Below are 20,834 nucleotides of genomic sequence, written 5' to 3'. Positions count from 1 at the left end.
GCCCTACTCCAGGTAAAGTAACAACGTCATCTGGCCGGCCACCGGCAGCTGCGCCGGCAATAGCGCGATGTTGCCGTTCTGGTGGCCGTTCAGGTTCAGGCCGAGCACGGTTTCGACCTGCGGCAGCGTGCGCAGGAAACGGCTGACCGCGGAAGCCTGCACGGTTTCCCCGAAGCGCCAGCCTTGCTGTCCGGGACCGCCGAACACCGGCTGGAAAAACGCCTGCAGCTGGCGTCCTATGTTTTGCTGGAGGGCGTTTTTCTGGTCTGGCGCACAGCTGACCGCCAGCTGCGCGCTGACATCGATCGCCACGAAATCCGGCGCCCGGGTGCTGATGCGCGGCGCCAGCGGCGCCAGGCACGCCAGCTTGACGGCGGCCGCTACCTGGTTCAGGATTTCCGGGCTGGTGTAAGGCGCCGGCGCGCTGCTGAGCGCCAGCAAGACGATGCTGATGTCTTGTTGCGGCGTTTCCAGCGCGCGCGCCTGCGCCACCTGCTGGCAAGACTGCGCCGCCAGCGCGCTCAGCTCGCTCAGCTCGACCGCATAACCGCCCGCTTTCACCAGCGCCGGGCTGTTCGCGGCGATATCTGCCACTGTATCGCCGTTGACGCCGCCCGCCGCCGGCGCCGGATTGTCGACGCCGTCGATGTTGCTGATGCCGGGCCGCAGCATGGTCAGGCGATGCGCGCCGGCATTGCCCGCCAGTCCCTGCGTATAGTCGTAATGGGCGGCGACGATGTTGTTGTAGCCGCGCGGCGGGACCATGCCGTTGTAGCCGTCGCCGAAAGTCACCAGGCCGTTCTGGCAATCCAGCGTGTAGACGCGGTCGGTGGGGCCGCAGAACGTGAAATTGTCGACCTGCCGCCATTGCCGGCTGATTTCGCTGCCGGCAGTGGCGTCGCCGGTGCTGTCTTGCGCGGCGTCGTCCTGGGCGACGGTGTCGAGCCCGCGCGCTTCGATCACCTGCAGGTCCAGGTTCGGCAGCACCGGCGTGTAGTCCAGCGCGAAAGTCTGCGACGGCTGCTCGTTGCTTGAGCCCAGCACCTCATCGTCGACGCCGGTGATGTTGCTGGCCATGACCGTATTCGGATAGATGCCGTAGACCCGGATGGTGCGGCTGACATGCGGGTTGTTGATGCGGAACCAGTACGCTGTCTGCGAATACAGGTAGGACGCAGGCATGCCGGCCGGCACGGTGAAACCGACGATGCCGGAACGGCTCAGCCCGTAGCTGCTGTCGTCCACCGGCAGCGCCTGCCATGCCTGGCCGTCGTAGTAGTCCCATTGCAGGCGGCTGCCTGGCGCGGCGCTTTCCTGTTGCAGGTAGAAATACAGGGTCAGCTTGTTGCCCAAGGTGTATTTGTCGAAATCGGCTGTGCTGAAGGCAAAATAAAACCCGGTAAGCACCTCTTCCACCGGCTTGAAAGGGCTGAACAGGAAGCGGCTCATGGTAAAGGCGTTGTAGCTCCAGTAGCGGGTCGGTGGCGCCGCATAGCTGTAGCCGATCTGCAGCGACTGGATATACGGCGGATAAAACTGCGACTGGCTGAACTGGTAGGAAAAATTGACGCCCTCGACATCGTTCAGGTAGGCGATCACGCTGTTTTTCTGCTCCGGCGTCAGGATCGCGGCGGGAATGCTTTCTATCGTATCGGCCACGCTGGTGGTGGTGAAACCGCCGGCCTCGCCATAACCGCCGGCGGCGATCACCGCGCGTATCCACAAGCCGGTGCCGCCGGCGACCGTGGTTTCACCCAGCGCCGGGCATTGGAACTGGATCCGGGTCGGACCGTCGGGATTGTCGTGCTGCAGGTTGCTGGTGGTGTCGACAAACTGGTACTGGCTGGCCTGGGCCAAGGTCTGGTTGAACGACTGCCATTGTTTGCCGTCCCAGAATTGCCAATACAGGGTGACCGGATACTCGACGGCGACCGCGGTCAGCTGGAAGGAAATGTTGACCAGCGCGCCCTTGCGCGCAAAGACGCTGTCGCTGCGGATATAAAAGGCGTCGCCGGCTTGCGGCGACTGGCCGAAAGGATAGGCGCCGTTCGTGATGTCGAGCAGCACCACGTTGCATGCGGCTTGCTGCGGCTGGATCGCATCGCCCTTGAACGTGCATTGGATGCCGGTGATGACCGGCAGCTGCTGCGCCAGCGACGCCAGCACCTTGACCTGCGGGCTGGGCTTGACCAGCAGCCAGTATTCCCGCTGCTGGTCCGGCTCGGCCAGCAGGACGTCGTCGGTGAAACCGGCGCCCGGGTCTTCCTGCCGATAGATTTCCTGCTGCACCTGGGCAATCGTCAGCGCCGCCGCCTGCGGCTTCTGGTCGAGCCGGATTTCCAGCTGCTGGGCGTCGGCCGATTGCGTCAGCTTCGCGCTCAGCGGCGTCAGCGCGCCGTCGAACCACTGTCCGAAATAATCGCTGTAGAGCTGCTTGCCGTACAGCGTGATGGTGATGCTTTGCAGGGCCGGATCGGGCTTGAACAGCTGGCTGTCGCCCATGATGAACCAGTGGCCCAGCGCTTGCTCGGCCGGATCCGCGGTTTCGTCGGCGACGAACAGCGGCACTCCCTCTGTGCTGGCGGCGCTCGAAGCCAAGGCCGGCATGGCGTCGATGTACTGGTCTTGCGCCGGCATGATGGTCATGGCAGCACACAGGCTGGCCGGCACCACCAGCAAGTCCTGGTTGGTCTGGAAGCGGACGGCCTGGGCATCGGCGTCGAGCACCGCCGTCTGCGCCGGCACCGTCTTCGCCGGCTGCTCCGGCTTGAGCGTGAATTGCAGCGGCGCCTGTGCTGCCAGCGGCGGCCGCAGCTGCATGCCCATGCACTGGAAAAATGCCTGCCGCCTTTGGTTCGGAATCTGGTTTTCGATCCCTGCCGTATAGGCCGCCAGCTGTGCAAACAGGTTCAGCAAGACCAGGCCCGGATCCTGGTTGACCGCCTGCGCCGCGCCGACCGGATCCGGCGTGGCCGCGGTCAAGGCCGCCGGCCAGTAGGCGCTCCATTCGGGAGCGTAGGTCTGGGCCAGCTTCAGCGCCTGCTGATAAAACTGCTCGGCAGTGCGGAAGTCCAGGATCGGGTCAGCCATGGCGCGCCGGATTACCTGGCCAAATGCATGACGTTAGGCTGGACATCCGGCTCCTTGCCTTGCATCTGGTCCAGCAGCTCCTGCAGCGCCTGGATTGCGCCGCTGATCCTGAGCAGGGTTTGCTGCAAGTCTTTTTGCTGCGCTTCGAGGGAGCGCAGCTGCGTTTGCCCGGCCTGGTAATTGTCTTTCAGTTCTCTGATTCTGGCCTCGATGATTTCGTGGTTCATGCTTGACTCCGGTTTTATTTAAGATAAAAAGGAAACACCAGGTTGGCCGGCTGGTTGCGGTCGCGGATCAGGTAGTCGACCGCGATCTGCAGGCAGTTCGGCTGCTGCGGCGTAATCGTCACGTTCACCTGCAAGGTCTGGATGCGCGGCTCCCAGCGGTCCAGCGCCTGCTTCACATACAGCTGCGCCAGGCTGACGGCGGTGGCGTTGCCGGCCGCGAACACCAGTTCGTTGATGCGGCAGCCGAAGGCTGGCAGCATCACCCGCTCGCCAGGCGCGGTTTGCAGGATGATCAGCAGCGCCTGCCGGATGTCCTCGGCGCCGGCCGCCAGCTGCACCTTGCCGCCGCTGGTTGCCACCGGGAAGGCCCAGCCCTGGCCGAGGAAATCGCTGTCCGCCGAGCCGTTCATCCTATGTTCACCGTGCTCAAGCCCAGCACCTGCACCGTGGGCGGCGGCCCCTGCGGCCCGGCCGGCGGCACATCGTGGCAGGTTTCGCAGAAGTCGCCGGCGCGCGCCGCCGCCTTGCCGTTGATACGCACCGTCATGCTGCCCATCACTACCCGGCCCAGGTTGGTGGGCGGAACCTGGAAGGCGCCGCTGGCGGGTATGTGCGGCGGCATGTTTTGCGCCATCGAGCCCACGGTCGCCGCCGGCCGGCTGTTGATGCGCACATTCAGGCTGGTGTTGAGCGTGATCTTGCCGTTGAACGGAAACGGCTGCGGCGTCGGCACCGGCCCGCCCGGGCTCGGCACCAGCACGATATGGATATCGGCAGCGTTGACGATGCTGTCGCCCTGCCTGGCGGCGCCTTGTGCCATGTTTGCTCCTAGTTCAAGTCGATCATGGCGGCCGACAGCTTGATGCTCTGCCCGCCCTGCAGCTGCATGGAGGAACCCGACAAGTCCGCCTTGACGCTGCCGGCTGTGTTCTGCACCACCACCTGCGCCCCGCTGATGGTCAGCGTGCCCTTGGCGCTGATGGCGAAATCGCCTTCGCTGCTGATCGATATCTTGTTGTTGGCGGTATCGATCACGATGCGGTTGTTCTTGCTGTCGGTAATGGTGATGTTTTCCTTTTCGGAGTCGTCCAACGTGATGGTTTTCCCACCCTTGGTCTTGATCACGCGGACGTCCTGCTGCTGCGCGGCTTCCAGCGGCGGTTTCTGCACGCCGTTCCACATGAAGCCCAGTACATAGGCCTGGCTGGCGTCGCCGTCGGCAAACGCCAGCAGCGCCGAATCGCCCGGCTGCGGCAGGAAAAACGCGCCGTAGCCGGGGCCGGCGAAAAAGCTCATGACTTGCAGCCAGCCGGATTCGATTTCCTGTCCCTTCAGGATGAACTTGACCTTGACCCGGCCCAGTCCCTTGTCGTCCTTGGTGTTGCTGACCGTGCCCAGGGTCACGCCCAGCGTCATGCTGCCCGAAGAAAATCCTTCATCCATGTTCATACGCCCGTCCTTCTCAGTTTGAATTCAGTCTGGTAGCCTTCGTTGACGTCGTAGCTGTGGACGCTGGAAGTGATGTAATAAATGCCGTTGAAGCGCTGGCTCAGGCCGCTCAGCTTGACATTGACGCCGGCCACCATGTCCGGGTCGCCCAGCACGCTGGTGCTGCCTTCGATGAACTGGTTCAGGTTGCGCTTGTACTGCGCATTGGCGATTGCCTGCAGGGCTTCCGGGGTGCTGAGGTCGGGCCGCTCCAGCTGGATGTCCGAATCCGGAAAGGCCTGCGCCAGCTGGTAGCCGGTTTCCTTGCCGCCCATCTTGTCCTGCGAACTGCCGGAGGACGCCGCCGTCAGCACCTTGTTCGATGCAACGTCATATCCCTTCACCGTGACCTGCTTGCCCATGGTCGGCAATTTCAGGTTGAGCCTGAGGTCGCTGATATCCGTCGGATAGTTCATGGTCTTGACCGGGCTGCCGCCCTCCGCCGACGGTCGGAACACCAGGGTGGTGTCGTCCATCAGCAGCTCGTAGTTGAGCTGCGCGCAACGGCCCATCAGGAAATCGTAGTCGGAGGAATTGTTTTGCAGCACATAGTCGTTGACCATGGCCGGACTGCCCGACAACTTCACGGTCAGGCCGGCCGCGCGCGCCACCTGGGAAACGATTTCATTGTCGTCCAGGTTCAGGTAGGTCCTGGTGCGGGTGCCGAATTTCAGCCAGTACATGCGGTCGAAACCACGGATGGTGGCGGTGGAATAGTCGCTGAAATGCGGCTCGATCGCCGTGATTTGCGCGCTGACCATCTGCTGCAGGCTGTCGAGGCCGAGGAATACCGTGATTTCGTCGCCCGGCTTGAAGATATCCAGGTTGACATCCTGCCAGGCGCCGCCGGATGAAACGATGTTCAGGGTAAAGCTGAACATGGTGGGAATGTTTATCTCGTCTTCCACGCGCACGCTCTGGATCGCCGCGATCACCGAGGTCGGCAAGGCGCTCCGATTTTTCAGTATGCGGAACCCGCCGGTCTGGACGCTAGGCATTGCTGCCTCCGTTGTTGTATGTCTCGCCGTGGACGTCGATGATCACCAGCATGCGTCCGATGTCATGGCGGCCGGGAAAATTCAGCGGATCGTAGATATTGTTGCTTGCGGCGATCAGGCGCCACTGGCTGGCGTCGCCCAGGGCCTGCTGCGCAATCAGGTACAGGCGGTCGTTTTCCTTGACGCGCCACAGCTGGCGGCAATTGAATTTGCCTTGCGCGCGCTGGTCCTCTTCCTTGGTCAGCACCGATTTGAAGGTGACCGACAGTTCCGCCCGCACCGGCACGCCGGAGCTGAGGAACATCGTGAACTTCTGGTCAAGCTTGCTGATCATGCCGACGAACAGCGGGCCGGCCCAGGTGAAAACGACTACCGGCGGTTCGCGCCGTTCGGCGTTGCCGACCGTCGGTTGGGTCAGCGCCACGATCTTGTTGGTCTTGGCGCGGACGTCGGTCTGCTGTTCGTAGGTATCGAAAAACAGGGAAACCGTCAGGTCGTCGTCGTCGACCCGCTGGAACTGGATATTCGAACCTTGCCCCAGCAGCACTACCGTCTTGTTGAGGGACAGTTCGGTCGGGTTGTACATGACAGGAATTTCTTCCTGGGTCTGCTGCACCACGATTTTGGCCATTTCCAGCATCAGCGCCCCCTGCGGTAACGGTCGATGCCGGCACGCTGCTCTATGCTGGCGTGCACCTGCCGCGCCAGCGCCTGCACCAGCTGCGGCGACAGCATCGCCGCCGTCACCACGCTGCGGATATGCTGCTGGTTCTGACGGTCATGCATGATCTCGCGCACCACCTTGGTATGCACCGTATGCTCGATGCGCTCGATCTGCCGCTGCACCTCCGCCTGCCTGGTTTGCGCCTGGCGCCGGTAAGCCAGCGTGGCGGTGAATCCAGCCTGGTAGGGCTGGAGAGAGACCTGGTCGCCGGCAACCGGGCCGTTCATCGGCGCAAGCAAGGTAATGGCTGCCGTCGGCGACGGCGATGAACCAGGCGCTGCCGCGACTTGCAATTGCATGCGGGCCGTCCTTGCGCCGGTTGCCGGCAATCGCGGCAAGATGGATTTATAGACAAAGCCTTGCGCCGTGCCGTCACGTCCGGCACGGCCAGTGCTTCCTGCGATCTGCTGCGCCTGGCTGCCGGACCTGGCATGCAGGCGGTTCCTGCCGGCCAGCTGCGGCAACAGGACATCGCCACGGCGAGCGACGTCCTGACGGCGCAGGGCCTGGTTTTTCCGTATATAGAAACGCTGTTCTTGCCTGGCTATGAAATCATGCCTGTCCAGATAACGGGAATACCGCAACTCCAAGCGCATTTCTGGCGCCGTGGGTTGTGCTGGGCCCATGCCGGACCCGAGCTCCCGCAGCTTGCCTGCCGCATGGATGGGCTGCGGCGAGCCCGGGCGACGGCTGGCGGCCGGCGCGCGGTTTATGGCTCGCACTGCATTGCGCTGAGGCGATGCGGAGCGGAACAATCGTTGCGGCGCTCGCAGCGCTGTTTGCCTGATGATGCCGGCCAGGCGCTGCACCAGCGTCGTTACCGGATGCTTTGCCTGCGCAGCCTGCGTGTACGGCATCAGCAGTGTCAGCGAGGATGCGGCGGAATGGCCCGCCCGCCCGGGCATGGGCTCGGCGACAATTCGTTGAAAATGATCGGCCTGGCCAGGCAATGCCAGGCGCTGCGGCCGTTGCTGGACACGCCCCTTTTTTCCGGATCGCTGCGAACCTGCACCCTCAGCCGGCACGGCCGCGGAACGGAGCAGCGCCTGCCGCTGCAGCACGATGCTGCCAATGCGCCCGATTGCAGGAACGGCGAGCAGCAACCGCGATACCTGCTGCAGGCGTTGCAGGTCATGCTTTTCGAAACGGCTCTCTACCTGCCGCTGCGTTTCTTGCAATATCTGCTGGCGGATTTCCTGAGAAACGGCGGGATGGAGGTGCTGCTGCACCAGCCGCAGCCAATGATGGTGCTGCGAGATATAGTGCGCGATCTTGCCTGGCGGAGCCGACCGCGGCATGTGCAGGAACGCCAGGTCCAGCCCCGGCCAGTATTCCGGCCAGCCCAGGCCGTGGCCGGCCAGCGCCAGCCTGCCGGCGGCGATGCCGGCCTGGAAATCCCTGGCCGCGCCGGCGCACGCCAGGTGCATGGCGTGGTGCCTCCTGCTTGCAAGGGAAACTGGCGTCGGCCTGGTCATCAGCCGCCGCTCCCGCTGTTTTTCTTGATCCCTTCGTGCGCCAGCGTAAAGCTCTGGCTGGCCACCAGGTTCTGGCCCGCGTCCAGGCTCGGGCCCTGCCACTCGATCGGCCAGGCATTGTAGAAATTCCAGCTGACGGTAGGATTGCCTTCATCGTCCAGCAGGTAGATCGAACCGTTCTGGCGTTTGATCTTGCCGTTCAGGGCGGCCTGGTACCACAGCCACATCGGATCCAGCGCGGTGATGCCTGCCTTGAGCACCAGGTCGACATACGTCACCTGCCCGCCAAGCTTGTATTCGAGATCGTTGACGCCGCCCTGGCGCACGCTCTTGACTTCGATCTTTGACTGCAGGCCTTCGACCGTGGTGAAGCCGCCGACCACGATGCCACCGACCTCCACGTAAAAATTGTACGACTTGAAAGGGTTCGCCGGCGGGCCGGATTTGCGCTGCGATACTGCGCCGGATGGATTGCGGCCGGTAGCCATGTCATGCTCCCAAATTTAGGCTTTTGTGCCGATCGTCGCTGTTCATGGCCTGGTTGATCTTGCTGATCTCCCCGCACCAGCGGCGGCGCTCTGCGTGTTCCATTGCCAGGATTTCCCCGTACGACCAGTGAAAGTGGTATGCCAGAAAAGCAATTTCCGCATACAGCTGGTCGGGCGCTACAGGGAAGCGCGCTTTCCCGCGGCTTCGAAACTCTCGATCTGCACCACCTTGTCTTCGCCGTCGACCTGGTTGATGCGGTTGTACAGGTTCTGCAGGTAAGAGAAATCGGCGGCGAACAGGTCTTCGATGACCTTGGTGTTGATCATGTCCAGGCTGCCCAGCCGCACGATCACGCGCGACAGGACGATGATGGTCAGGTAGGCCGGGTTGCTCTGCACCCGGTGGTCTTTCAACGGCAGGATTTCGTCGCCGGCGGTGGCCAGCCGCATCACGCCGTTCTTGTGCAGGTTGCCGTCGCCGTCGCGGTAGCCGAGCGGCAGGGTAAATTCGATTTCGGTGCTGATTGCGTTCATGCTGGCTGCTCCCGGTTAAGACACTCTGGTCATGTATTCGATGGTCAGTTCGAAGGTTTCCACCATCACGTCGCTGCTCGAGGCGTTCAGGCCGGTGCTCTCGTATTTGCTGGGCCAGGCGTTGATGACGTTCCAGCGCGCCTTGGCCGCGCCGCCGGCGTCGAGCAGTATCAGCGAGATGTTTTTCTGCGCGCCTTTGGCGGTGGACCCCTGCAAGGCCACCAGCTGGTGCCAGTTGTACAGTTCCATCGAATCGGTCAAGCCCTTTTTCAGGCTCAGCTTGCCGTAAGTGGTCAGGCCGGAAAACGAACGTTTGTAGACCGGATCGGTGCCTTCCCGGTATTCCACCGTTTCGACCGTGCTGTCCGGGATCGTGGCTTCCGAAAACGCCGCGACCTGGATGCCCGAGATCTCCACCTGGAAGCGGAAACCGCGGTAGGGATTGGTGAGTTGTGTGGCCATGGTGATTCTCCGCAGTCAAATTGGTTTGGAAAGAGGCAGGTCCGTTTCCCCGTTTCCGTCATGAGCCGGAATCCGGGCCAGCGATTTTCTGCGTCATGCGGATGATGACGAACTCGGCAGGAAACACCGGGGCCAGGCCGACATCGATATATAGCTGGCCCAGCGAGCGTGTCTCGGGCGGATTGTTGGAGGCGTCGCAAGTCACGAAGAACGCCTCCGCCGCGCTGGCGCCGAACAGGCCGCCCGACTGCCACAGGGTGGTCAGGAAAGCGCTGATGTCGCGCGTCACCGATGCCCAGGTCTGCTGGTCGTTGGGTTCGAACACCACCCATTGCAAACTCTGCTTCAGGCTTTGCTCGACATAGATGAACAGGCGCCTGACGCTGACATAAGTCCATTCGCTGCCGTTCGCAGCCAGCGTGCGGGCGCCCCAGATCACATTGCCGTAGTTGAGGAAATTGCGGACCGCATTGATGCCGTTCGGATTCAGGAGGTCCTGGTCCGAATCGGTGAGCTGGGTCTGCACCTGCACCACGCTCAGCAGCGCGCCGTCGTTGACCCCGGCCGGCGACTTCCAGACGCCGACATTATTGTCGGTATAGGCGTAACGGCCGAGCGAGGGACCGGACGGCGGCATCGGCACATTGGCGCCGGCGATCGGGTTGTAGATCCAGACCCACGGATAGTAGATGGCGCCGTAGCTGGAATTGAGCGCCGGCGAGGTGGCGCTGCCCGACTTGAAATTGCCGATGCCCTGGACATCCAGGCCGAACGGCGGATCGCTGACATAGAACAGGTTCTTGGCGCCTTCGCAAAACAGCAGCCCGCCGTTGATGGCGGTAGCTTGCGAGGCCTGGTTCGGATTGCCGCCGGCGTCGGCAGCGTTGACTGTGTCCGGGATGGCCAGCAGGCTGATGCCCTGCACGGTGCTGAGCGTGTTGGTGGCGCTCTCGAAATCCCAGGTGGTCGCTGCGCCCCCTGCCAGCGGCGTCGCGCTCTTGCCGCTGTTGGGCGGACGCGTGGTGCCGCTGGTCTCCACCCGCACAAACATCGAAGTCGTATTGACCGCGTTCGCCAGTGCGCCGCCCGGGCTCATGCTGGCCGCGGTGAAGCCGTTGAAAGACTCTAGCACGTAATACAGCGTGTCGCCGATCTTGGTCGGCTGCAGGTTGTTCTGCACCACATAGGCTTGCAAGGTGGCGCCGGACGATCCCGCAGGCAAAGCCTTGAGCGCCGTCGGATCGATCACCACGCTCAGATTGAACACCAGCGAAACCGCGGTGTCGGGGCCGCTGGCGTTGCTGATCGCAAATTTCAGGATATTGGCCCAGGTGCCGGGGGTGACCGCGGTCATCTTGATGCCGCTGGCCGATCCGGTAGCCGCCTTGCCGTTGCCTTTGCTGTCGACGGCGCGCACCACGTAGCAGGCGGTGCCGCCCTCGTTGAAGAATTCGAATACGGCCCACGACACCATGCCGTACCAGACCAGCCCGCCGAACTGGCGCTGGTAGGCGTTCCAGCTGGTGATCAGGGTCGGCTGCGCGGACGGGCCGAACTCGGTGACGCCGACGAAGGCTGCGGTCGAGGTCGACGCGCCCTGGATGTTGCGGGCGCTCGGCACTTCTTCGATGTAAATGCCGGGGTGACGATAGGTGGTTGCCAAGATGATTCCTTCTTAACAATTAACGCATTTCAATATCCACAAACTGCGTGGTTGCGGATTGCAGCAGCAACTGCTTTTCTACGCTTGCATAACCAGCCTTGCTAAAACTCAGCACTACTTGCGTATCCTGGGCCAGCTTGCCGCCCAGGGCCAGCGCATAGCGGCCGTCGTACTTGCCGTAATCCGAACTCAGCGTGGCGGCGCTCTTCGGTTTTCCCTGCCAGTTCGGATAACTGGCGCTGACGCTGACGCCGGCCAGCGGCGATTTGCTGCCGGCCTGCAGCACCTGGCCGCGGATCAGCGTGGTCCCCGGCGGGTAGGGATACAGCGGACTGGGCGCCAGGTAGCAAGGAACGATGGCGGCGGCCAGCGGCAGGCGCAACGGCACCTGGAACGTCACCTCTTGCGCAAAGAACTGCGGCGCCAGGGCGGTAAGCCGGTAATCGCCGTCGTCGAGGTCGCTGAATGCATAAAACGCCTGCGGCTTGGCGAGCGGCATGAACGGCTTCTGGTTCAGCAGGAAGCGCGGCTGGAACCCGACCGCAGGCGCCTGGCTGAAGCCGTCGATCAGCTGCACCACGGCGCTCAGTTTCATGGCAGTTCCTGATAGGCCGGATCGGCCTGGGTCACCATGTCCGCCTGCAGGTCCAGGCCAGATGGAATCCGCACCGGCGACAGCGTGTACAGCTTGGTCAGCTTGTAAGTCTTGTTGGGAAAACCGGCCCAGATATTGCGCAAGGTATCGATCGAACCGGAATCCGGCACGATAGCGATGTTGTCGTTGCCGCTCCGTTTCAGCACCGGATCCAGCCATTCGCCGGACAGCTGGGCGACGTCATGGAACAGCCGCACCAGCTGGTCCACCAGCACCAGCTCCAGTTCGGCCGACCTGGCGTAAGGCACCATCAGGTACAGCAGGTCCACCACCAGCGGGCTCGGCGTCAGCGTCAGCGCGCTCGGCCGCCGCTCGGCCCCGGGCTGGCGGGTCAGGCTGGGCGCCAGGTTGCGCAGGTAGGGATTGAGTTCGGTCTGGTACAGGTAGAGCGACAGCCTGGTTTCATCCTGGCTGTCGATCTCGCCCGGCGAATCGAACACCACCGCCGATTCGGCCTGCAGCTCGGGAATATGGTGGCGGATCAGCCGGCGCAAAGACTCGCTGACGCTGCGCAAGACCTGTCCGCCATCGCTGTTTGGCTGGCTCATCGTTACAGGGTAAACACGGTGTCGGACTGGCTGACGATCTGCGGCTGGCGGTTGCCGATCTGGGCATATACCGTGATGTCGCTGTTGCAGGTAGTCTTCAGGTAAACGTAGTTCAGGTCGCTGGCAGCGTAGACGATATAGGCGTTCAGGTAAAACTCCAACGGGTTGCTGGCGCTCGTGCTTGAGGTATTGTCGGCCAGCACCGAGGTAATGAACGAGAGCGTGTTGACGCCGTACGACATGGACGCCAGCGGAATCGTGCCCATCATGCTGGCCAGCTGGACTCCGCTGGCTTCGGCAAATGGCGGCCCGAGCGACCAGCTGACCTTGCCCAGGCCCTTTTTGGTGGTCAGGGTCAGGTCGATCTTGTTGCCGGCATAGGCGCCGCGGACGGTGAAGCTGATGTTGCGGTAAATGTTTTCCGAACCGACCAGCACCGCGCTGATGCGGCCGTTACGCCATTGCACCGGGCTTTGGGCGCCGATCCTCACGGTCACCACAGCCTCGTTGTTAAGGGTGCAATACCCTTGCAGGTAGTCAACGCCGTCCCGCACCTGCAGGAACAGCGTCAGGGTAAAGCCGCTGCTGGCCTGGTCTATATCCCCGGTGCGGATCGACAGCACCGCATTGTTGAATTCGATCTGCTGGATGCACGATTCGCTTTCGGCGCTTTGCGGCGTGACGTTATACGAAAAACCCAGGCTGTCGCCCGACTTCGCGCCTAGCGACCAGTACGCGCCTGCGGTGGTGAAGGTGAAGTTGAGGTTCGAGTTGGCGGCGACATTCTGGAATTGCAATACCACCGGCAGCAAAGGGAGCGATTCTGGAATGGATGCTGCCGTATCGGGCACGGTGGCCGCGGCAGGCTCGATCGGTTCAACTGGCAGTGCAGTAATCATGACGGCCTTTCACAGGTAAATATCATTCCAGGTCGATGGCAAAGGAACTCAGGCCAATGACGGTGCTGCGGTCGTTGCTCGACTGCAGGGTAACGCTGGCGCCGGGCGGCAGGTCGACCTTGCCCTTGACGCCGTGCTGGTCGGTGCGCAGGTACAGGTTGACCTGTATCTCATTGCAATCCTTGTATGTCTGCAGATACATTTCACGCGCGTTGATCAGGAAATTGCGGACATAGATGACCGGATCGACACGGCTGGAAAAACTCAGGCCGACCAGCCTTTCGCTTTCGCCGCCATCGCTCCAGATGGCGTCCTGGTCGGGCTGCAGCGACAGGAACGCCTTGCTGTTGGCGCGCAGGCTGGTGAAGGTCAGCGTGATCGGCTTGAAGGAATGGCAGTCGCGAAAGCACCGCTCGTTCAGCACATGGCTGGGATTGGCAAGCAAATGCGCACCGAGGTACTGGCGCGCCTGCTCGGGCAGCGTCTTGCGGTCGTTGCTGATCATCTGGGCCACGCTCACGGCCGGCGCCGGCGCGGGTGCTGCCGGCCCGGGACCGGGCGCCGGCTTCGGGTTGGACGGGCCGGCGCCCGCCGCAACCGTGTCCTTGACATTGTTTTTCTCTTTAGCATCCATAGCGGCCGCCATCAGTTGCACATCGGTCGGAAATCAGTTTGGGAACGGAATCGTGAAATTGCCTGTGGGGATGCGGCCGGAATTCGCGTAGCCGAGGAACTGGTATTGGGCATTGACAGGGATGCCGGCCGACTCGAACCTGCCGGACAGGCTGGTGCCCACCGCCTTGAACGGCAGCGTGACCTTGATCGACTGCGGACTGCCGGTGGTGTTTTGCGCTGCCGTCAGCGACAGCGATTTTTGCGCGACGCCGACAGCCGTCAAGGGTGGCGTGGCGCTCCATACCGGACCGATCTGGATCGGCTGGTTGCCGTCCATCGAAATCGCGTTGCTGTCCGTGATGGTGAGCTGCGCCGACAGCGTGTCGGCGCCGTTCTCCGTGGTGAAACTGAATGCAATGGTGTATTCCATAGCCAATCTCCTCTAAGACGGCCGGACTCCGCATCCAAGCGGAATCCGGCCGCACAGCAATGCTGCGGACCATCGGGAACGCCAGGGCTGTTACTTACCCCAAGGGAATTGCGAGAAAGTCTGGTTGACCATCTGCGGCTGGGCAAAGCCAACCTGGGCCTGCACCATCACGCCAGGATCGGACAGCGAGCGCAGGCTGAAATTCTGAATGCCCGCCTGCGCCACCAGGTACAGCGTGACATTGAAGGACAAGGCGCCGCCGCCACCGCCACCGGAAGAAACAGTCGAGACTTTCACCGAGGAGGCGGTGATGATGAAGGAGTTCAGCGGCAAGGCGCTGCTTGACCCAGGCACCGTGATATTGATGCCGCCTGAACCATCGAAAGCCGGGCCTGTGCTCCAAGCCACCGGCAGGTCTACTTTCTGCAAATCGATCCAGATATTCTGGCCAGCCTGGGCATTGGTGATTTGCAGTTGCACTTGTTGATAGACAGTTTCGCTCATGATTGAAAAACCTTTCTAAAGAGAATTGGTTGACATCATCCGCCCTCGGGCAAGTGCATGCCCTCGATTATCCGTCGGAAAAAAACGACAAACCAGCGAAGCAAGCGCCTGTTTTTGGTGAGGGATTTTCTTCTATTGCTTGTCGACAATACGCACTCTATTTCCACAAAGCAACCTATCAAATGTGACAGGTTCTAAGCAAAATTTTTGATGGTACGTTGATCTTTTTTGTTTTTTTAATTTGCGGATGGAGAGATTCGGCTAACCGCGCAGATTTCGGCGGACATGCAATTTCGCGAGAAGCGGCTGGGAAGAAACCGCGGCACATAGAGCGGAACGGATCCGTGCCGGCGCTTTGCAGGAATTGGAAACGCGGCGACCGATAAGGTTCAATAAGCTGTAAAAATGGCAGCCTGCGTTTTTATCTTTGGCGCAACCGTAGCGCGCCGATGCTATTGTTGTTTTTAGCTACGGACTGCTGCCGCAACCGGTTTCTGCGCAAATGTTTTCGCACGCTTTCGGCAAATGAAAAGCCGGCAAGGAACTCTTCCTTGCCGGCCATTGGGGGAAACAATCGCGCCCCCGTCAGAAACTGCTGCGGCCGCGCCCTCTGTTCAGCCCAGCGCGGCGGGCGCGGCGTCGCGCACGTCGATCTGCCTGGGGATCAGCTTCAGGTCGAAAAAGGTGTCGGCAATGAGCTGCTGTTCGGCCAGTATCGACCTGGTGATCGGCTCGGTGCCGAAGGACGAGCGGGCAACCAGGGTATCGACGACCGGCTTGGGCAAGCCCCACACCGCCGACAGTTCCGCCGCCAGGTCGCTGCGGTTGGCCCTGCCCCAGGTATCGATCCTGTTAAGTTCCTCGACAGCGATGGCCAGGACATCGCCATTCTTTTGCGAATAATCCCTGGATGAAAAATAATAAGCGCGATTCTTGACGACGCCGCTGGCGTCGGCCAGGATGCGCGCCGACAAGGTCTTCTCGGCAGCCGCCAGGAACGGCTCCCAGATTACCCAGGCATCGACCACGCCTTTCTCGAAGGCGGCGCGGGCGTCGGCCGGCGACAGCCATGCCAGGTTGACGTCGCCATAGTTCAAGCCGTTCTTCTGCAGCAGCTTGACCAGGAAATAGTGGACGTTCGAACCCTTGTTCAAGGCAATCTTTTTTCCCTTCAGGTCGGCCACCGTCCTGATCGCCGATACAGCCGGAATCAGCACCGCCTCGACTGCCGGCCGCGGCACGGTGGCGGCGATATAGACAATCGGCGTGCCGTTGGCCTGGGCAAAAATCGGCGGCGCTTCGCCGACGTCGCCGAAATCGATGGAGCCGACATTCAACGCCTCCAGCTGCACCGGCCCGGCGCTGAATTCTATCCATTTGACCGTCACGCCCAGCGGCGCGAGACGCTGCTCCAGCGTGCCGCGCTTTTTCAGCAGGCTAAGCAGGCCTTTCTGGTAACCGACGCGCAGTTCACGTTGCGCCGCGCGTACTGCAAACGGCGCAAAGGCCGCAACGGCAGCCATGCCTATGCTCGCCTGCAGCAGACGGCGTCGGCTTGCCTGGTTTTGATTGTTGTCGCTCATGTTGTCTTCCCGATGGAACGGATTACCCTGGTCAAGCTGCAAGCAGCGCTCAGCTCGAGCTTAATAAGAAGGCAAAACAAAACGAACGAATAAAATCATCTCCAGATAGTTGGAATTCATATATGCGGCAACTCTGGCCTATGATTTGCTGGACAAGCAAGACATTGCAACGGCCGGCCGCATTGGAACTTGATCGACTGCGCCCAACGCTGAGCGGCGCGGCCAATGATGTCGCCTGCCCTCCATGCGGTCCTCCAAATGGCAGGAGAACGCGCTCAATTGAGGCCCGCGCCTCAATTGAGCGAAACATGTTGTCCTTCAGTTTGCCGGCGCCAGCCCAGGCGCCTGTACCCGGGCTTCAGCCGCGGAAATAGCGAGCCGGGGTGAACGGCGTCTTGACCACTTCGATAGGCACCGATTTGCCGCGCACCACGGCTTGCAGCTGCGTGCCGACCTGCGCATGGGCGCTGTCGACATAACCCAGCGCCACCGGACCGCCCACCGTCGGCCCGAAACCGCCGCTGGTGATCTTGCCGACCTGCTTGCCGTCGGCGTCGACCAGCTCGGCGCCTTCGCGCGCCGGCATGCGATCCTTGAGCAGCAGGCCGACCCGCTTGCGGCCGACGCCCTGCTCCAGCTGGCGCTGGATCAGTTCCGCGCCCGGATAACCGCCGGCACGGGCGCCGCCGGCGCGGCGCGCCTTCGACAAAGCCCAGCCCAGGCTGGCTTCGACCGGCGTGGTGCTGCCGTCCATGTCATGGCCGTACAGGCACAGCCCGGCTTCCAGCCGCAGCGAATCGCGCGCGCCGAGGCCGATAGGCGCTACCTCAGGCTGCGCCAGCAGCAGCCGCGCCAAGGTTTCTGCGCCGGCATTCGGCACCGAAATCTCAAAGCCGTCTTCGCCGGTGTAACCGGAACGGCTGATGAAACATTCGCTGCCGGCCAGCGTGACTTTGGCGGTCTGCATGAACACCATCTGCGCCGTGTCCGGCGCCAGGCGCGCCATGACCGCGGCGGCAGCCGGCCCTTGCAAGGCGAGCAGGGAACGGTCGTTCAATTCTTCGATCCGGCAATGGCCGGACAGGTGCTTGCGCAAGTGCTCGGTGTCCTGCTGCTTGCAGGCTGCGTTGACCACCAGGAACAGGTGGTCGCCGGCATTGGCGACCATCAGGTCGTCCAGGATGCCGCCCTGCTGATTGGTGAACAGCGCGTAACGCTGGCGGTTCACCGGCAGGTCGACGATGTCGACCGGCACCAGCGATTCCAGCGCAGCGGCTGCGCCGGCGCCGCTCAGGCGCAGCTGGCCCATGTGCGAAACGTCGAACAGGCCGGCCTGGCTGCGGGTGTGGTTGTGTTCCTTGAGAATGCCGGTCGGATATTGCAGCGGCATGTCGTAGCCTGCAAACGGCACCATCTTGGCGCCGAGCTCCAGGTGCAGCTGGTATAACGGGGTGCGCGCCGCTGCTGCGGCGCTGGTGGTGTCACTCATGTGAAATGTCCTTTATCAAAAGCCTGGTCGGATCGTCGCGGCGGGCGCGCGCATGCCGCATGCGGCGCCCGCCTTGGCCTTATTCGTAATCCGACATCGGCGGGCAGGAACAGACCAGGTTGCGGTCGCCATAGACATTGTCGATCCGTCCGACCGGCGGCCAGTACTTGTCCTGGCGCAGCGATTTCAGCGGAAACACCGCCTGCTCGCGCGAATAGGCGCGCGACCATTCGTCAGTCAGGTCCTGGGCGGTATGCGGCGCATGGCGCAATGCCGTCTGCTCCGCCTTGATGTCGCCGTTCTCGACCGCCCTGATCTCTTCGCGGATCGCGATCATGGCGTCGCAGAAGCGGTCCAGCTCTTGTTTCGATTCGCTTTCTGTCGGTTCTATCATCAGCGTGCCGGCTACCGGGAACGACATGGTAGGCGCATGGAAACCATAGTCGATCAGGCGCTTGGCGACGTCTTCCACCGTGATCCCGGTCTTGTCCTTGAGCGGACGCAGGTCGATGATGCCCTCGTGCGCCACCAGCCCGTCGCTGCCGCTGTACAGCACCGGATAGTGCGGCGCCAGCCGGTGCATGATGTAGTTGGCGTTGAGGATCGCCACCTGGCTCGCCTGGCGCAAGCCTTGCGCGCCCATCAGCGTGATGTAGGCCCAGGTGATCGGCAGGATGCTGGCGCTGCCCCACGGCGCCGCGGAGACCGGCGCAATGCCTTTTTCCAGCATGCGGTGGCCCGGCAGGAACGGCGCCAGGTGGGCCTTGACGCCGATCGGACCGACGCCGGGACCGCCGCCGCCATGCGGAATGCAGAAAGTCTTGTGCAGGTTCAGGTGCGAGACGTCGCCGCCGAAGGTGCCCGGCGCGCACAAGCCGACCATGGCGTTCATGTTGGCGCCGTCGATGTATACCTGGCCGCCGTGGGCATGGACGATGTCGCAGATCTCGCCGATGGCTTCTTCGAACACGCCGTGGGTCGACGGATAGGTGATCATCAGCGCCGCCAGGTCCTTGGCGTGCTGGTCGGCCTTGGCGCGCAGGTCGGCGACGTTGACATTGCCTTGTTCGTCGCATTGCACCACCACCACCTGCATGCCGGCCATGTGGGCGGTAGCCGGATTGGTGCCGTGGGCGGAACTCGGGATCAGGCAGATATTGCGCTGGCCTTCGCCGCGGCTATGGTGGTAGGCGCGGATCGCCAGCAAGCCGGCGTACTCGCCCTGCGAACCGGCGTTCGGCTGCAGCGATACCGCATCGTAGCCGGTGCAGACACACAGCATCTGCTCCAGGTCGGCCACCAGCTGCTGGTAGCCCTGGGCCTGGTTGAGCGGCGCAAACGGATGCAGGGAACCGAATTCCGGCCAGGTCACCGGGATCATTTCGGTGGTGGCGTTGAGCTTCATGGTGCAGGAGCCGAGCGGTATCATGCTGCGGTCCAGCGCCAGGTCCTTGTCTGCCAGCGCGCGCAGGTAACGCAGCATCTGAGTTTCCGAATGATGGCTGTTGAATACCGGATGCGTCAGGTAGGCGCTGCTGCGCGCCAGCGCTGCCGGTATTTTTTCTTCGGCGCTGGCTTCCAGAGCGCTGAACGAAGGCAGCGGCTTGCCGATGGCAAAGATGCTCCACAGCGCTTCGACGTCGGCGCGGGTGCTGGTTTCATCCAGCGCGATGCCGACGCTGCCGTCGTCGATCAGGCGCAGGTTGACCGACTGGCTGCGCGCCGCGGCATGGATATCCTGGGTATGGCCGCCGGTATGCACGGTGATGGTGTCGAAGAAGCTGGCGGTCGGCACCGCATGGTGCAGCTGGCGCAAGCCCTCGGCCAGGACCGCGGTCAGCCGGTGCACCCGTTGCGCGATCGTCTTCAAGCCTTGCGGGCCATGGTAAACCGCGTACATGCTGGCGATATTGGCCAGCAGCACCTGCGCCGTGCAGACGTTGCTGGTGGCCTTTTCGCGGCGGATATGCTGTTCGCGGGTCTGCATCGCCAGCCGGTAAGCCGGTTCGCCGCGGCTGTCGATCGACACGCCGACCAGGCGTCCTGGCATGACGCGCTTGTGCGCATCCAGGGTGGCGAAATACGCTGCGTGCGGACCGCCGTAGCCGAGCGGCACGCCGAAACGCTGGGCGGTGCCGATCACGACGTCGGCGCCGAATTCTCCCGGCGGCGTCAGCAAGGTCAGCGCCAGCAGGTCGGCCGCAACCACCACCAGCGCCTGTTTCTCGTGCGCCAGGCGCGCGCTAGCCGCGTAGTCGTTGATCTCGCCGTTCAGGGTCGGGTATTGCAGCAGCACGCCGAAACAGTCCAGCCGTTCCAGGTCCTTGAGATGATCGCCGACCACCACCTCGACGCCGATCGGCGCAGCGCGGGTGCGCAGCACGTCGATGGTCTGCGGGAAGCAGTCTTGCGAGACGAAAAAGATGTTGCTCTTGCTTTTCGACAGGCGCTGGCAGAAGGTCATCGCTTCGGCCGCGGCTGTGGCTTCATCCAGCAGGGAGGCGTTGGCGATTTCCATGCCGGTGAGGTCGGTCACCATGGTCTGGAAATTCAGCAGCGCTTCCAGCCGTCCCTGGGAAATTTCAGGCTGGTACGGCGTGTAGGCGGTGTACCAGGCCGGGTTTTCCAGCAGGTTGCGCAGGATGACGGTCGGCGTGTGGCAATTGTAATAGCCCATGCCGATATGGGATTTGAACAGCTGGTTCTTGCCGGCGATTTCGCGCAAGGCTGCCAGCGTTTCCGCTTCGCTGCGCGGGGCGCCGAGTTTCAGCGGATGGCGCTCGAGGATGGCGCTCGGCACGATTTTCTTGATAAGCGCCTCGATCGAGTCGAAACCGAGGGCAGCCAGCATGGCCTGTTGCTGGGATTGATCCGGGCCGATATGGCGTTCAATGAAATCGGCATGTTGTGCCAGATCTTCAAGAGCAGGCCGTGATTGTGTCATGGGTGCTTCCTTCATTTA

At 62.5% G+C, this 20,834-nt stretch carries 23 protein-coding genes; 1 reads left to right on the top strand and 22 read right to left on the bottom strand.

Annotation, left to right across the window (positions count from 1 at the left end; translation table 11 throughout):
- Positions 1 to 3: 3 nt before the first annotated feature.
- The 19 genes from AC07RZ_RS14955 to AC07RZ_RS14865 all read right to left on the bottom strand — a co-directional run bounded on the left by AC07RZ_RS14955 (position 4) and on the right by AC07RZ_RS14865 (position 14,800).
- Positions 4 to 3,090 carry a baseplate J/gp47 family protein gene (locus tag AC07RZ_RS14955; RefSeq protein ID WP_494668489.1) on the bottom strand — a complete coding sequence of 1,029 codons (3,087 nt, stop codon included), beginning with the start codon at positions 3,088 to 3,090 and terminating at the stop codon, positions 4 to 6.
- Between the two features lie 11 nt (positions 3,091 to 3,101).
- Positions 3,102 to 3,317: a hypothetical protein gene (locus tag AC07RZ_RS14950; RefSeq protein ID WP_494668488.1), complete on the bottom strand. Its 216-nt coding sequence runs from the start codon at positions 3,315 to 3,317 to the stop codon at positions 3,102 to 3,104.
- A gap of 14 nt (positions 3,318 to 3,331) precedes the next feature.
- Positions 3,332 to 3,727 (bottom strand): GPW/gp25 family protein, encoded by a 396-nt coding sequence (locus AC07RZ_RS14945; RefSeq protein ID WP_494668487.1) that lies wholly within the window; start codon positions 3,725 to 3,727, stop codon positions 3,332 to 3,334.
- Positions 3,724 to 4,137 (bottom strand): PAAR domain-containing protein, encoded by a 414-nt coding sequence (locus AC07RZ_RS14940; RefSeq protein ID WP_144737870.1) that lies wholly within the window; start codon positions 4,135 to 4,137, stop codon positions 3,724 to 3,726. Before AC07RZ_RS14940 ends, AC07RZ_RS14945 begins: the two co-directional genes overlap by 4 nt.
- An 8-nt stretch (positions 4,138 to 4,145) precedes the next feature.
- Positions 4,146 to 4,766 (bottom strand): phage baseplate assembly protein V, encoded by a 621-nt coding sequence (locus tag AC07RZ_RS14935; RefSeq protein ID WP_494668486.1) that lies wholly within the window; start codon positions 4,764 to 4,766, stop codon positions 4,146 to 4,148.
- A complete protein-coding gene (locus AC07RZ_RS14930) occupies positions 4,763 to 5,803 on the bottom strand; it encodes a phage late control D family protein (RefSeq protein ID WP_494668485.1) in 1,041 nt (346 codons plus the stop codon). The genes AC07RZ_RS14935 and AC07RZ_RS14930 overlap by 4 nt, the downstream gene beginning before the upstream one ends.
- The gene (locus tag AC07RZ_RS14925; protein WP_494668484.1) at positions 5,796 to 6,443 is read right to left on the bottom strand and encodes a CIS tube protein; all 648 of its coding nucleotides are present in this window, start codon (positions 6,441 to 6,443) and stop codon (positions 5,796 to 5,798) included. Before AC07RZ_RS14925 ends, AC07RZ_RS14930 begins: the two co-directional genes overlap by 8 nt.
- Entirely contained in the window at positions 6,443 to 7,954 is a 1,512-nt protein-coding gene (locus tag AC07RZ_RS14920; protein ID WP_494668483.1) for a hypothetical protein, read from the bottom strand. Before AC07RZ_RS14920 ends, AC07RZ_RS14925 begins: the two co-directional genes overlap by 1 nt.
- 47 nt (positions 7,955 to 8,001) lie before the next feature.
- Positions 8,002 to 8,490 carry a phage tail protein gene (locus tag AC07RZ_RS14915; protein WP_144737875.1) on the bottom strand — a complete coding sequence of 163 codons (489 nt, stop codon included), beginning with the start codon at positions 8,488 to 8,490 and terminating at the stop codon, positions 8,002 to 8,004.
- Between the two features lies 1 nt (position 8,491).
- Positions 8,492 to 8,656: a DUF6760 family protein gene (locus AC07RZ_RS14910; RefSeq protein ID WP_494668547.1), complete on the bottom strand. Its 165-nt coding sequence runs from the start codon at positions 8,654 to 8,656 to the stop codon at positions 8,492 to 8,494.
- Between the two features lie 11 nt (positions 8,657 to 8,667).
- Positions 8,668 to 9,024: a hypothetical protein gene (locus AC07RZ_RS14905; protein ID WP_144737876.1), complete on the bottom strand. Its 357-nt coding sequence runs from the start codon at positions 9,022 to 9,024 to the stop codon at positions 8,668 to 8,670.
- 15 nt (positions 9,025 to 9,039) lie between these two features.
- Positions 9,040 to 9,486, bottom strand: coding sequence for a phage tail protein (locus AC07RZ_RS14900; protein ID WP_092392591.1), 447 nt, complete (start codon positions 9,484 to 9,486; stop codon positions 9,040 to 9,042).
- Between the two features lie 58 nt (positions 9,487 to 9,544).
- Positions 9,545 to 11,149, bottom strand: a complete 1,605-nt coding sequence (locus tag AC07RZ_RS14895; protein ID WP_494668482.1) for a phage tail sheath family protein — start codon at positions 11,147 to 11,149, stop codon at positions 9,545 to 9,547.
- Positions 11,150 to 11,168: 19 nt separating this feature from the next.
- Positions 11,169 to 11,744 carry a peptidase associated/transthyretin-like domain-containing protein gene (locus AC07RZ_RS14890; protein ID WP_144737878.1) on the bottom strand — a complete coding sequence of 192 codons (576 nt, stop codon included), beginning with the start codon at positions 11,742 to 11,744 and terminating at the stop codon, positions 11,169 to 11,171.
- Positions 11,741 to 12,352: a Pvc16 family protein gene (locus AC07RZ_RS14885; RefSeq protein WP_144737879.1), complete on the bottom strand. Its 612-nt coding sequence runs from the start codon at positions 12,350 to 12,352 to the stop codon at positions 11,741 to 11,743. Before AC07RZ_RS14885 ends, AC07RZ_RS14890 begins: the two co-directional genes overlap by 4 nt.
- 2 nt (positions 12,353 to 12,354) lie before the next feature.
- The gene (locus tag AC07RZ_RS14880) at positions 12,355 to 13,251 is read right to left on the bottom strand and encodes a hypothetical protein (protein ID WP_144737880.1); all 897 of its coding nucleotides are present in this window, start codon (positions 13,249 to 13,251) and stop codon (positions 12,355 to 12,357) included.
- Between the two features lie 22 nt (positions 13,252 to 13,273).
- Positions 13,274 to 13,885: a hypothetical protein gene (locus tag AC07RZ_RS14875; protein WP_494668481.1), complete on the bottom strand. Its 612-nt coding sequence runs from the start codon at positions 13,883 to 13,885 to the stop codon at positions 13,274 to 13,276.
- Between the two features lie 33 nt (positions 13,886 to 13,918).
- On the bottom strand, positions 13,919 to 14,296 hold the full coding sequence (locus AC07RZ_RS14870) for a hypothetical protein (protein WP_342830984.1): 378 nt from the start codon (positions 14,294 to 14,296) through the stop codon (positions 13,919 to 13,921).
- Positions 14,297 to 14,386: 90 nt separating this feature from the next.
- Complete coding sequence (locus AC07RZ_RS14865; RefSeq protein ID WP_144737883.1) at positions 14,387 to 14,800, bottom strand: hypothetical protein; 414 nt, start codon at positions 14,798 to 14,800, stop codon at positions 14,387 to 14,389.
- Between the two features lie 29 nt (positions 14,801 to 14,829).
- On the opposite strand from AC07RZ_RS14865, the gene AC07RZ_RS14860 reads away from it, so the two are divergent.
- Positions 14,830 to 14,988 carry a hypothetical protein gene (locus AC07RZ_RS14860; RefSeq protein WP_494668480.1) on the top strand — a complete coding sequence of 53 codons (159 nt, stop codon included), beginning with the start codon at positions 14,830 to 14,832 and terminating at the stop codon, positions 14,986 to 14,988.
- Between the two features lie 426 nt (positions 14,989 to 15,414).
- On the opposite strand, the gene AC07RZ_RS14855 is transcribed toward AC07RZ_RS14860, so the two are convergent.
- The 3 genes from AC07RZ_RS14855 to gcvP all read right to left on the bottom strand — a co-directional run bounded on the left by AC07RZ_RS14855 (position 15,415) and on the right by gcvP (position 20,816).
- Entirely contained in the window at positions 15,415 to 16,383 is a 969-nt protein-coding gene (locus AC07RZ_RS14855) for a sulfonate ABC transporter substrate-binding protein (RefSeq protein ID WP_494668479.1), read from the bottom strand.
- A 358-nt stretch (positions 16,384 to 16,741) separates the two neighbouring features.
- Entirely contained in the window at positions 16,742 to 17,872 is a 1,131-nt protein-coding gene (gcvT, locus tag AC07RZ_RS14850; RefSeq protein WP_494668478.1) for a glycine cleavage system aminomethyltransferase GcvT, read from the bottom strand.
- A 79-nt stretch (positions 17,873 to 17,951) separates the two neighbouring features.
- Positions 17,952 to 20,816: an aminomethyl-transferring glycine dehydrogenase gene (gene gcvP / locus AC07RZ_RS14845; RefSeq protein WP_494668477.1), complete on the bottom strand. Its 2,865-nt coding sequence runs from the start codon at positions 20,814 to 20,816 to the stop codon at positions 17,952 to 17,954.
- Positions 20,817 to 20,834 lie beyond the last annotated feature (18 nt).

The organism is Collimonas sp. GW821-FHT07E08 (assembly GCF_059418905.1).
This window is presented reverse-complemented; position numbering and strand designations above follow the sequence as displayed.

Excerpts from the sequence above, each read along its gene's own strand:
- AC07RZ_RS14955 (WP_494668489.1), bottom strand. The coding sequence starts at position 3,090 with ATGGCTGACCCGATCCTGGACTTCCGCACTGCCGAGCAGTTTTATCAG.
- AC07RZ_RS14950 (WP_494668488.1), bottom strand. The coding sequence starts at position 3,317 with ATGAACCACGAAATCATCGAGGCCAGAATCAGAGAACTGAAAGACAAT.
- AC07RZ_RS14945 (WP_494668487.1), bottom strand. The coding sequence starts at position 3,727 with ATGAACGGCTCGGCGGACAGCGATTTCCTCGGCCAGGGCTGGGCCTTC.
- AC07RZ_RS14940 (WP_144737870.1), bottom strand. The coding sequence starts at position 4,137 with ATGGCACAAGGCGCCGCCAGGCAGGGCGACAGCATCGTCAACGCTGCC.
- AC07RZ_RS14935 (WP_494668486.1), bottom strand. The coding sequence starts at position 4,766 with ATGAACATGGATGAAGGATTTTCTTCGGGCAGCATGACGCTGGGCGTG.
- AC07RZ_RS14930 (WP_494668485.1), bottom strand. The coding sequence starts at position 5,803 with ATGCCTAGCGTCCAGACCGGCGGGTTCCGCATACTGAAAAATCGGAGC.
- AC07RZ_RS14925 (WP_494668484.1), bottom strand. The coding sequence starts at position 6,443 with ATGCTGGAAATGGCCAAAATCGTGGTGCAGCAGACCCAGGAAGAAATT.
- AC07RZ_RS14920 (WP_494668483.1), bottom strand. The coding sequence starts at position 7,954 with ATGCACCTGGCGTGCGCCGGCGCGGCCAGGGATTTCCAGGCCGGCATC.
- AC07RZ_RS14915 (WP_144737875.1), bottom strand. The coding sequence starts at position 8,490 with ATGGCTACCGGCCGCAATCCATCCGGCGCAGTATCGCAGCGCAAATCC.
- AC07RZ_RS14905 (WP_144737876.1), bottom strand. The coding sequence starts at position 9,024 with ATGAACGCAATCAGCACCGAAATCGAATTTACCCTGCCGCTCGGCTAC.
- AC07RZ_RS14900 (WP_092392591.1), bottom strand. The coding sequence starts at position 9,486 with ATGGCCACACAACTCACCAATCCCTACCGCGGTTTCCGCTTCCAGGTG.
- AC07RZ_RS14890 (WP_144737878.1), bottom strand. The coding sequence starts at position 11,744 with ATGAAACTGAGCGCCGTGGTGCAGCTGATCGACGGCTTCAGCCAGGCG.
- AC07RZ_RS14885 (WP_144737879.1), bottom strand. The coding sequence starts at position 12,352 with ATGAGCCAGCCAAACAGCGATGGCGGACAGGTCTTGCGCAGCGTCAGC.
- AC07RZ_RS14880 (WP_144737880.1), bottom strand. The coding sequence starts at position 13,251 with ATGATTACTGCACTGCCAGTTGAACCGATCGAGCCTGCCGCGGCCACC.
- AC07RZ_RS14875 (WP_494668481.1), bottom strand. The coding sequence starts at position 13,885 with ATGGATGCTAAAGAGAAAAACAATGTCAAGGACACGGTTGCGGCGGGC.
- AC07RZ_RS14870 (WP_342830984.1), bottom strand. The coding sequence starts at position 14,296 with ATGGAATACACCATTGCATTCAGTTTCACCACGGAGAACGGCGCCGAC.
- AC07RZ_RS14865 (WP_144737883.1), bottom strand. The coding sequence starts at position 14,800 with ATGAGCGAAACTGTCTATCAACAAGTGCAACTGCAAATCACCAATGCC.
- AC07RZ_RS14855 (WP_494668479.1), bottom strand. The coding sequence starts at position 16,383 with ATGAGCGACAACAATCAAAACCAGGCAAGCCGACGCCGTCTGCTGCAG.
- gcvT (WP_494668478.1), bottom strand. The coding sequence starts at position 17,872 with ATGAGTGACACCACCAGCGCCGCAGCAGCGGCGCGCACCCCGTTATAC.
- gcvP (WP_494668477.1), bottom strand. The coding sequence starts at position 20,816 with ATGACACAATCACGGCCTGCTCTTGAAGATCTGGCACAACATGCCGAT.